The following is a 9,133-nucleotide window of genomic DNA, read 5'->3' on the forward strand; positions in this document are numbered from 1 at the left end:
GTCGTGTGACCCGTGGTGCAGTGGCTAATCATGGCGGATACCAGCGGTTCGTGTTGCGGAAAGCGCCCGCTCAGCGGCTGGCCCACACCGAGGCGGCCGCTTCCGCGCAGGCCACGTCCTGTGTGACCGTGCCCCCGCTGACGCCGATGCCGCCCGCCACGTACGCTGCGCCGCCATAACCCGACCAGAGCGGAATTCCGCCACCGAAACATACGAAACCGGACCCCGCCAGGCCCGCCAGCTCCCCACCCGGACCGGTCAGCGCGGGCAGCTCGGAGGTGGGCCTGCGCAGGGCCACGGACGTGTACGCCTTACCCGGCGCGAGCGTCGGCCCCGAGACCTCCGCACCCTCCATACGCTGGAAAGACACCAAATTTCCGCCCTCGTCGACGACCGCGACGGAGATCGCCGCGCCCTCGCGGAACGCCTGCTTCATGGCCGCCTCCGTCATGCGGAGCGCGAGTTCGAGATTCACGCGGCCCTTCCCTCGGATCATGATGGTTCACGCGCCTTGGACGCTTCCATGCGTACAGCGCTCTCGCCGGGCACGGCAAGATCGCCGATGTGACCTCTAAGCGGAGGGCTTATAGCGGCCTTTCCCCGCCCAGGGTGGAATGCGTCACACTTTGCCGGTCGGGCGTGTCGCGACCCTGGTCAGGGTGGTCTTTGCGCCAGAGTTCAAGACCCCCGGTCGTGAGGAAAGCGTCGAAGACCGACTCCATCGCGCCCAAGAGCGAGCCGCGCCAGCCGAGCGCCGAACCCTCGATCCTGGGCGGCCGGTCGCGCCGGATCGTCATGAGGAGCGGCTCGCAGGCCGCCAGGAGGGCGGCTCCGGCCCGCTCGCGCAGCTCCACGCCGTGTCCGGACAGCGTGACCACCTCGGGGTCGTGGGCGTTGACGAGGGCGGCGATGCCGCGCCCCAGCGCCTCGGCGTTGGCCCTGACCGCCTCCTGGCTCGTCGCCAGCACGCGCTCGGCCTGCTCGCGCCCCCTGCCGCCGCCGTAGGCGAGGCCGACGTGGCGCAGCAGGGCGTTGGCGCCGACGTCCATGGCCCAGCAGCCCCTCGCGCCGCACAGGCAGGGACGGTCGCCGCCGCCGAGCGGCATGTGGCCGAGCTCGGCGCCGATGCCGCTCGCGCCCGCGACGGGGTGGCCGTCGACCACCAGCACGCCGCCGGGGTCGAAGTCCACGTGCAGGTGCAGGCCGACGCGCACCCCCTGGAGCCGGCCGCGCCGCGCCTCGGCCAGTGCTGCGAACGCGGTGTCGTTGCCGATGACGGGCACGCCGGGCGCGCTGCTCCCGCCCTCCGCCTGGGAGGGTGCGGGGAGGCCCAGGAGGGCGGGGACGTCGACCGAGCGCCAGTTCAGGTGGGCGATGTCCACCAGGCCGTGGTGGCGTACCGGGCCGGCCAGGGCGACCCCGATGCCGATCACCCGGTGCCCGAGGCGGCGGCGGTGTGCGGCGACGGCCTCGCCCAGCGGCCCGAGCGCGTCCTGCGGCGTCCCGTCGTGCGGGCGCACCGCGAGGACCGTGACCCGGCCGCCCAGCTCGCACGCCGCCAGCTCCCAGGCGTCCTCCCGGACGTCGGCGGCCAGCGCGACGGGCCCGTCGGGATGCGGCCCCGGCACCAGCGTCGGCCGCCCGCGCGTGTGCTCGGCGGCCGGCTCCTCGTGCAGCAGCCCGTCCTCGGCCAGCCCGGCGACCAGCACCGAGGCCGTCCCCCGTGCCAGCCGCAGGTCTCGGGTGAGCTGCGACCTGGTACGGGTCGCCCCGCAGTCGTGTACGGCGCGCAGCAGCCTGACCCGGTTGTGCGCGCGAAGCTCCCCACTCGTCGTAGCACCGTTCACGGGTCACAGTTTATGCTCTAGCCGTGAACAAAAGCCTCATTGATGCCAGGCGCGCTCGTATCGGAGTCTTCTCCTTCTTCTTCCTTGCCGGGTTCGTCATGGGACTGTGGGCGGCCGGGCTGCCGTCGCTGAACGACCGGCTCGACCTCGGCCCCGGCCGGCTGGGCAGCGTCCTGCTGCTGATCTCCGGTGGCGCGTTGGTGTCGATGCTGGCGGCCGGGCCGCTGGTGGACCGGTTCACCAGCCGGCGGGTCTGCTGGTTCGCCGGGCCGTTCTCCGGCCTGGTGCTGCTCGGGCCCGCGCTCGCGCCCTCGTACGGGGCGCTGGCGGTGCTGGCGGTGCTCTTCGGAATCGGGCTGGGGGTGACCGAGGTCGCCATCAACGCCCACTCCGTCGAGGTCGAGCGGCGTTACGGGCGGCCCATCATCTCGGCCTTCCACGGCACGTGGAGCCTGGGCGGGGCGACCGGGGGCGGCGTCACCTCGCTGGCGCTCCAGGCGGAGCTGGACGCGCAGTGGCTGCTGATCGTGGCGGCCGTCGTGGTGCCGTTCCTGTACCTGCCCGCGGCGCGGCTGCTGCTGCCCGGCGCGCCCGTGCACGAAAGCTCCGCCGAGACCGCGTCCGGCTCGGGCGACTCCCTGCGCTGGGGGCTGATCGCGCTGCTCGGGCTGGCCGCGTTCGCCGGGCACCTGAGCGAGGGGGCGGCCATCGACTGGGCCGCGCTGCACGCCCGGTGGGTGCTGCTCACCGATCCTGCCATGGCGCCGCTGGCGTACACGATCTTCTCGGTGGCGATGACGACCGTGCGGCTGCTGGGCGACCCGATCAGGGCGCGGTTGGGCTCCGCGCGGACGATCCAGCTCGCCGGCCTCTTCGCCACCTGCGGCTACGCCCTGGTGCTCCTGTCGCCGGCGGTCTCCGAGCCGCTGCGCGTGGCGTGCGCGTGGACGGGCTGGGCGCTGGCCGGGATCGGCCTGGCCACGGTGGTGCCGGTGCTCTTCAGCGCGGTCGGGGCGGCCGGTGGCCGGGTCGGCAGGGCGCTGGCCATGGTGACCGCGTTCGGCTACTCCGGGCTGCTGATCGGGCCCGCCGTGCTGGGATACGTGGCCGAGTCGGCGTCGCTGCCGGTGGCTCTGATCATCCCGGCCGTGCTGGCCGTCGTGGTGCCACTCACCGGCGCCCCGGCCATCCGCGCCCTGCTCCGGCACGCGGCTCCCGTTCCTGCGGCAGCCCCGGCGGCGGTCCCAGGGGCGGTGCCAGGGGTGGTCCCAGGGGCGGTCACAGCCGGGGACCCCGCGCGGGAGGCGGGCGGCGAGCCCGCGCCCGCCCGCGACTGACGCCTTCAGGCCCGGCGAACGCGCCCGCCGGGCCTCGGTGCCGCACCGTCACGGTTTTGGGCTGGGGGTTGCGAAGAGGGCCGCTGACCTGGTGTTATGCGATCGTGACTTGACCTGCAAGTTACATCCGGATTTCATGTCCCCACACCGTAAACGTTTACAGGCAACCTGGCCGTAAACGTTTACACGGCGATGGAAGGACTGACCTTGGCCGACGGACCCACGATCAACACGATCGCCGAACGCGCCGGCGTCTCGATCGCCTCCGTCTCGCGCGTCCTGAACGGCCTGCCGACCAGGCAGGAGACCGTGCGCAAGGTGATGGCCGCCGCCGACGAGCTGGGCTACGTACGCAACGCCGTGGCCAGGTCGCTCAAGTCGCGCCGCACCCACCAGGTCGCCTTCGCCATGGCCGACGTCGGCAACCCGGCCTACCTGGCCATGCTCCGCGAGATCCAGCCGGTGCTGAAGTCCGCCGGTTACCGGCTCGTCCTGCACTCCACCGACGCCGTCGTGGCCGACGAGATCGACGTGCTGCACAGCCTGGGCGAACGGTACGTGGACGGCCTGATCATGAGCCCGCTGCGCGTCACCGAGGCCCACCTGGAGCTGCTGGCCGCCGCCAGGGCCCCCGTCGTGATCATCGGTTCGGTCCCGGACGGCACGCGGGTGGACAACGTACGCGCCGACTCGGGCACCGGCGTCCGCCTGGCGATCGACCACCTCTACGCGCTCGGCCGCCGCCGCATCGCCATGGTCAACGGCCCGCTCGACACCGTGCCGGGCGCCGCCCGCGGGGCCGCCTACCGGGAGGCGCTCGGCGACCTCGGCCTGCCCTACGACGACGACCTCGTGCAGATCGGCGACTTCTACCGCGCCGAGGGCGCGCGGGCGGTGGCGGAGCTGCTGGCCAGAGTCCCCGGCGTGGACGCGCTGATGTGCGCCAACGACCTGATCGCGCTCGGCGCCCTCGACGTGCTGCGCGCGGCGGGCAAGCGGGTCCCCGAGGACGTGGCGGTGGTCGGCATGGACGACACCGATCTGGCCGCGGCCTCCTGGCCGTCGCTGACGAGCGTCTCCCTGGGCTCCGCCGAACGCGGCAAGGTGGCCGCCGAACTGCTGCTGGACCGGCTGCGGGGTGAGGGCGGCGAGCCCCGGCGGGTCACCGTCCCGCCCCACCTCGCGGTACGGGCCTCCACGTCCGGCCCCGCACACGACCGCACGCCCGATCCCGGGCACGGCGACACGGACGGACGTACGGACAGAAAGGGGAGCGGCGCGTGACGGCGACCGCGACGAGACCCGCGCCGCCGCGCAGGCCGCGGGCCCAGCGCCGCGCGGCCTCGCGCCGCACGCGCGAGATGTGGGTGCTGATGCTGCCGGCGCTGGTGCCGGTGGCGCTGTTCAGCGTCGGCCCGCTGCTGTACGGCATCGGCCTGGCGTTCACCGACGCCCGCAACACCCGCGTCCACGAGACGAGCTTCGTGGGCCTGGAGAACTTCACCCGGCTGCTCGGCGACGACGATTTCTGGTCCTCGTTCCAGATCGGCGCGATCTGGGCCGTCTCGGTGACCGTGCTGCAGTTCCTGGCCGCGCTCGGCCTGGCGCTGCTGCTCAACGAGAAGCTGCGGTTCCGGGGTCTGGCCAGGGTGTTGTCCGTGGTGCCTTGGGCGATGCCGCCCGTGGTGATCGGCCTGATGTGGAAGCTCGTCTACCACCCCGACGCCGGCCTGCTGAACGACCTGCTCGGCACCCAGATCAACTGGCTGGCCGACTTCTCGCTCGCGCTGCCCGCGATCATCGTGGTCGGCATCTGGACGGGCATGCCCCAGACCACGGTGGTGCTGCTCGCGGGCCTGCAGAGCGTCCCCAAGGAGCTGTACGAGGCGGGCGCGATGGACGGCGCGGGCACCTGGCGGCGCTTCTGGAACATCACGCTGCCGCAGCTCCGCCCCGTAATCGTGGCGATCACCTCGCTCGACTTCGTGTGGAACATCAACCAGTTCGGCCTGGTCTACGTGCTCACCCAGGGCGGTCCCGGCGGCCGGACCCGGTTGCCGATGCTGTTCGCCTACGAGGAGGCGTTCAGGTACCGGATGGCCGGTTACGCCTCGATGCTCGGCCTGGCGATGGCCGTCGTCGTGCTCGCGGTGCTCGGGCTCTACCTGTGGCGTCAGATGAGGGAGGCCAAATGAGACGCGTCGCGCAGTACGCCGCCCTGGTCGCGTACGTCGCCTTCCTGGCGTTCCCGCTGCTGTGGCTGCTGTCCACGGCGCTGAAGACGCCGCAGGAGATGGCGCTCACCGACCCGACGTGGATCCCGCGCGAGCCCACGCTGGCCAACTTCGGCGCCGCGTTCGGCGAGCAGGACCTGGTCGGCGCGGCGCTGCGCAGCCTGGTCGTGGCGGTGTTCGCGAGCGTGATCACGGTGCTGATCTCGCTGCCCGCCGCCTACGCGATGGCCCGTTACCGCGGCCTGGTCAGCAAGGTCGCGATCGGGTGGGTGCTGGTCAGCCAGGTGTTCCCGTTCATCCTGATCATCATCCCGCTGTTCATGATCCTTCGTGACCTGGACCTGGTGAACACGCTGCCGGGGCTGGTGGCCGTGCACGTCACGTTCACGCTGCCGTTCGCGCTGTGGATGTTGCAGGGATACGTGCGCGCGGTGCCGCCCGAGCTGGAGGAGGCCGCGGCCACGGACGGCGCGAGCCGGCTGCGCTCGATCGTCACCGTGGTGGCCCCGCTGCTCGCGCCCGGCGTGGTGGCCACGCTGCTGTTCTCGTTCATCTCGTCCTGGAACGAGTTCATGTTCGCGCTCGTGATCCTGCAGGACCCCGAGGTCATGACGCTCCCCCTGACGCTGGTGAGGTTCACCGGCCCTGAGGGGGTGGCCAGGCTCGGCCCGCTGGCCGCGGCGTCGCTCATGGCGACGATCCCGAGCCTGATCTTCTTCGCAATCATCCAGCGGCGCCTGAAGTCCGGCCTGATGGCCGGCGCCGTCAAGGGCTAGGAGGCTCTTATGCGAATCAAGTCCGCTCTGGCGGTGGCGGCCGTGCTCACCCTCGCCGCCGCGTGCGGCGGGGGAGGCGGCGGCGGCGAGGGTTCGTCGTCGTCCCCCAACGAGCCGGTCAAGATTGATTTCCTCAGCCTGGCGTGGCAGAAGGAGTCCGTCGCCGCGAACAAGCAGATCGTGGAGGAGTGGAACAAGGCTAACCCCCTCATCCAGGTCACCTACGTCCAGGGGAGCTGGGACAACGTCAACGACCAGCTCGTCACCCAGTTCGCGGGCGGCACGGCGCCCGACGTCATCCACAATGACTCGCCCGCGTTGTCCGGCTTCGCCGCCGACGGCTACCTGCTGGACCTGAAGGACAAGCTGCCCGCCGAGCTGAAGGGCGACATCCCGCAGTCCGCCTGGGACACCGTCACCTTCGACGACGGCAAGGGCGGCCAGGGCGTCTACGGCGTGCCGTTCCTGCAGGAGTCGCAGGTCATCATCGCCAACAAGAAGCTGCTGGACGAGGCCGGGGTGCGCATCCCCACCACGGACAGCCCGTGGACGTGGGACGAGTTCTCCGCGGCGGCCAAGAAGATGACCAAGGACGGCACGTACGGCGTGGCCTGGGCCATGAAGTCGCCGGTCAACAAGACGCTCAACCTGGCGCTCAACTTCGGCGGCACGTTCTTCCAGACCACCGGCGGCAAGACCACCGTCAAGGTCGGCCCCGAGGAGCGCGAGGTGCTCCAGCGCATCCACGACCAGCTCCACAAGGACAAGTCCGCCGACCCGGCCGCGCTCGGCCAGGGCACCGCCGACCCGCTGCCGGCCTTCTACCAGGGCAAGTTCGCGCTGCTGCCCGCCGGGGTCTACCTGCGTCAGCAGGTCGTCGAGCAGGCCCCCGACGGCTTCGAGTGGGTCACGCTGCCCGCGCCCAAGGGCACCAGCGCCGAGCAGGGCGCGGTCTCGCAGACGCTGTCCGTCGCGCAGGAGAGCGAGCACCCGGCCGAGGCCATGAAGTTCATCTCGTTCTTCCTGAACGGCGCCAACCAGGCCAAGCTCGCCAAGGGCGACTGGCTGCTGCCGACCTCCCAGACGGCCGCCGCCGACCCGGCGATGACCACGAAGGACAACGGCTGGGACGTCGCCACCGCGTCGGCGAAGAACCTGGTCGTGGCCCCGTTCCTGAAGGTCAACGGGTTCGACGAGTGGAAGAGCAAGGTCGCCACGCCCGTCCTGCAGGAGTACTTCGCCAACAAGATCACCCTCGACGAGGCGGCGGCCAAGCTGGTCGAGGAGGGCAACCAGGTGCTGGAGCGGTACCAGCGGTGACTTCCTTGCGTGACAGGGCCCGGGGGTGCCTGCTCGGCCTGGCGGCCGGCGACGCCCTCGGGGCCCCGGCCGAGAACCTGTCGCCGTCGGAGATCCGGCGGCGGTGGGGGCGGCTCACCGAGATCGAGGGCGGCGGGACCGACGACACCGAGTACGCGATCTTCGCGGCCTCCCTGCTCCTCAGGCACGGGCACGCGCTGACCGCGGCCGACGTGGCGGCGGCGTACCGGGCCGAGATCATCCCCAGGGTGACCGGGCCCATGCGCGGAGCGGGTTTCTCCGAGCTGGGCACCATCGAGGCGCTGCGCCGCGGCCTGGAACCGCCGCTGACCGGGCTCGTGCACGCGCACGGCTGGTCGGACGGCCTGGCGATGCGGGCCGCCCCCTACGGGATCTTCTGCCCGGGCGACCCGGACGAGGCGGCCCGGCTGATGGCGCAGGACGGGCTGGTCAGCGGTGCTGACGAGGGCGTACTCGGCGGGCGCGCGATCGCGGGCGCGGTGGCGGCGGCGATGGCCGGGGCCGCGCCGGGCGAGGTGGTGGAGGCCGCGCTGTCGGTCATCCCCGCCGACTCGTGGACGGCCCGCGACGTCGTACGCGCCCGAGCGGCGCTGGCGCACGGCGAGGATCCCGTCGAGGCGCTGCACGAGGCCGTCGTCGTCCGGCACTACCCGTGGACCGACCTCGCCCCCGAGGCCGTCGCCCTGGCCCTGGCCGCCTTCCTGGCCGGGGACGGCGACGTCGAGGCGGCCGTGACGTTCGGGGTGAGCCTGGGCCGCGACGCCGACACGATCGGCGCCATCGCCGGGGCCGTGGCCGGGGCGAGCAGCGGCGAGCGGGGCGTACCCGCCCGCTGGGCCGCCAGGATCGGCCCCGTGACGGGCAAGTGCCTGCCCGTCGTGGCCGGAAGACACGTGCTGGACGTCGCCGACGAACTGGCCGACGAACTGACCGACAAACCGGCGGAAAGGCTGTAGATCACATGTCGGGGGACAGAATCAGGGGAGCCTTCGCCGGGCTGGCCGTGGGCGACGCCGCGGGCTGGCCGGCCGCCAGGCACCGGTCCGCGCTGCACGCGCCCTGGAGCCGGCGGCTGCACCGTGAGCTGGACGCCTTCGCCGAGGAGCACCGGGTCACCACGCTGCCCGTGCCGTTCGCGCTGAACCAGCCCGTCGCGCCGCTGCGGGTGGGCCCGTCCGACGACGCTGAGTGGCTGGCCTGGACGGCGCTGACCATCGACCGGCCGAGGGCCGAGGCGTACGGGGAGCTGGCCGCCCGCAGGACAGAGGCGGACCCGCCCGTGCGGATGCGCATCTCCGTGGCCACCGCGCTGGACAACCTGACCAGGGGCGTCGAGCCGCCCGCCTCGGGGCACGACAACCCGCACCACTTCGACGACGCCGCCGCCGTCAGGGCGGTCGCGTACGGGGCCGTGGGCCGTGACCCCACGCCCGACGCCCAGGTGACGAACGCCCATGACGGTGTGCTGGGCGCCCGTGCCATGGCCGCCGCGGTGGCGGAGGCGGTGGCCACGGGCGAGGTGCGGCGGGCCGCCGAGGCGGCGCTGGCCGTCCTGCCCGACGACACCGCCATCGGCCACAACGCCCGCCTGGCGCTGG

The 9,133-nt window shown here is 72.6% G+C and carries 9 protein-coding genes; 7 read left to right on the forward strand and 2 right to left on the reverse strand.

Going from position 1 to position 9,133, the window contains the following annotated elements; translation table 11 throughout:
- Positions 1-70: 70 nt before the first annotated feature.
- Together ABD844_RS43770 and ABD844_RS43775 are read right to left on the reverse strand one after the other, a co-directional pair.
- The gene (locus ABD844_RS43770) at positions 71-475 is read right to left on the reverse strand and encodes a GlcG/HbpS family heme-binding protein (protein ID WP_344892662.1); all 405 of its coding nucleotides are present in this window, start codon (positions 473-475) and stop codon (positions 71-73) included.
- 109 nt (positions 476-584) lie between these two features.
- The gene (locus ABD844_RS43775) at positions 585-1,847 is read right to left on the reverse strand and encodes an ROK family protein (protein WP_344892665.1); all 1,263 of its coding nucleotides are present in this window, start codon (positions 1,845-1,847) and stop codon (positions 585-587) included.
- 23 nt (positions 1,848-1,870) lie between these two features.
- Here ABD844_RS43775 and ABD844_RS43780 point away from each other — a divergent pair, with 23 nt between their 5' ends.
- From ABD844_RS43780 to ABD844_RS43810, 7 genes are all read left to right on the forward strand, one after another.
- On the forward strand, positions 1,871-3,184 hold the full coding sequence (locus tag ABD844_RS43780) for an MFS transporter (protein WP_344892668.1): 1,314 nt from the start codon (positions 1,871-1,873) through the stop codon (positions 3,182-3,184).
- 207 nt (positions 3,185-3,391) lie between these two features.
- The gene (locus tag ABD844_RS43785; protein ID WP_344892671.1) at positions 3,392-4,468 is read left to right on the forward strand and encodes a LacI family DNA-binding transcriptional regulator; all 1,077 of its coding nucleotides are present in this window, start codon (positions 3,392-3,394) and stop codon (positions 4,466-4,468) included.
- Positions 4,465-5,379 carry a carbohydrate ABC transporter permease gene (locus tag ABD844_RS43790; RefSeq protein WP_344892674.1) on the forward strand — a complete coding sequence of 305 codons (915 nt, stop codon included), beginning with the start codon at positions 4,465-4,467 and terminating at the stop codon, positions 5,377-5,379. The genes ABD844_RS43785 and ABD844_RS43790 overlap by 4 nt, the downstream gene beginning before the upstream one ends.
- Positions 5,376-6,194: a carbohydrate ABC transporter permease gene (locus tag ABD844_RS43795; RefSeq protein WP_344892677.1), complete on the forward strand. Its 819-nt coding sequence runs from the start codon at positions 5,376-5,378 to the stop codon at positions 6,192-6,194. Before ABD844_RS43790 ends, ABD844_RS43795 begins: the two co-directional genes overlap by 4 nt.
- 9 nt (positions 6,195-6,203) lie before the next feature.
- Positions 6,204-7,514 carry an ABC transporter substrate-binding protein gene (locus ABD844_RS43800; RefSeq protein ID WP_344892680.1) on the forward strand — a complete coding sequence of 437 codons (1,311 nt, stop codon included), beginning with the start codon at positions 6,204-6,206 and terminating at the stop codon, positions 7,512-7,514.
- Positions 7,511-8,491: an ADP-ribosylglycohydrolase family protein gene (locus ABD844_RS43805; RefSeq protein ID WP_344892683.1), complete on the forward strand. Its 981-nt coding sequence runs from the start codon at positions 7,511-7,513 to the stop codon at positions 8,489-8,491. Before ABD844_RS43800 ends, ABD844_RS43805 begins: the two co-directional genes overlap by 4 nt.
- A 5-nt stretch (positions 8,492-8,496) precedes the next feature.
- The coding region (locus ABD844_RS43810) for an ADP-ribosylglycohydrolase family protein (protein WP_344892686.1) at positions 8,497-9,133 on the forward strand (637 nt) is incomplete at its 3' end.

It is taken from the genome of Nonomuraea antimicrobica (genome assembly GCF_039536965.1).
Classification (GTDB): domain Bacteria; phylum Actinomycetota; class Actinomycetes; order Streptosporangiales; family Streptosporangiaceae; genus Nonomuraea; species Nonomuraea antimicrobica.

What these genes read in the sequence shown, in the direction of transcription:
- ABD844_RS43795 (WP_344892677.1), top strand. Translation starts at nt 5,376, where the DNA reads ATGAGACGCGTCGCGCAGTACGCCGCCCTGGTCGCGTACGTCGCCTTC.
- ABD844_RS43800 (WP_344892680.1), top strand. Translation starts at nt 6,204, where the DNA reads ATGCGAATCAAGTCCGCTCTGGCGGTGGCGGCCGTGCTCACCCTCGCC.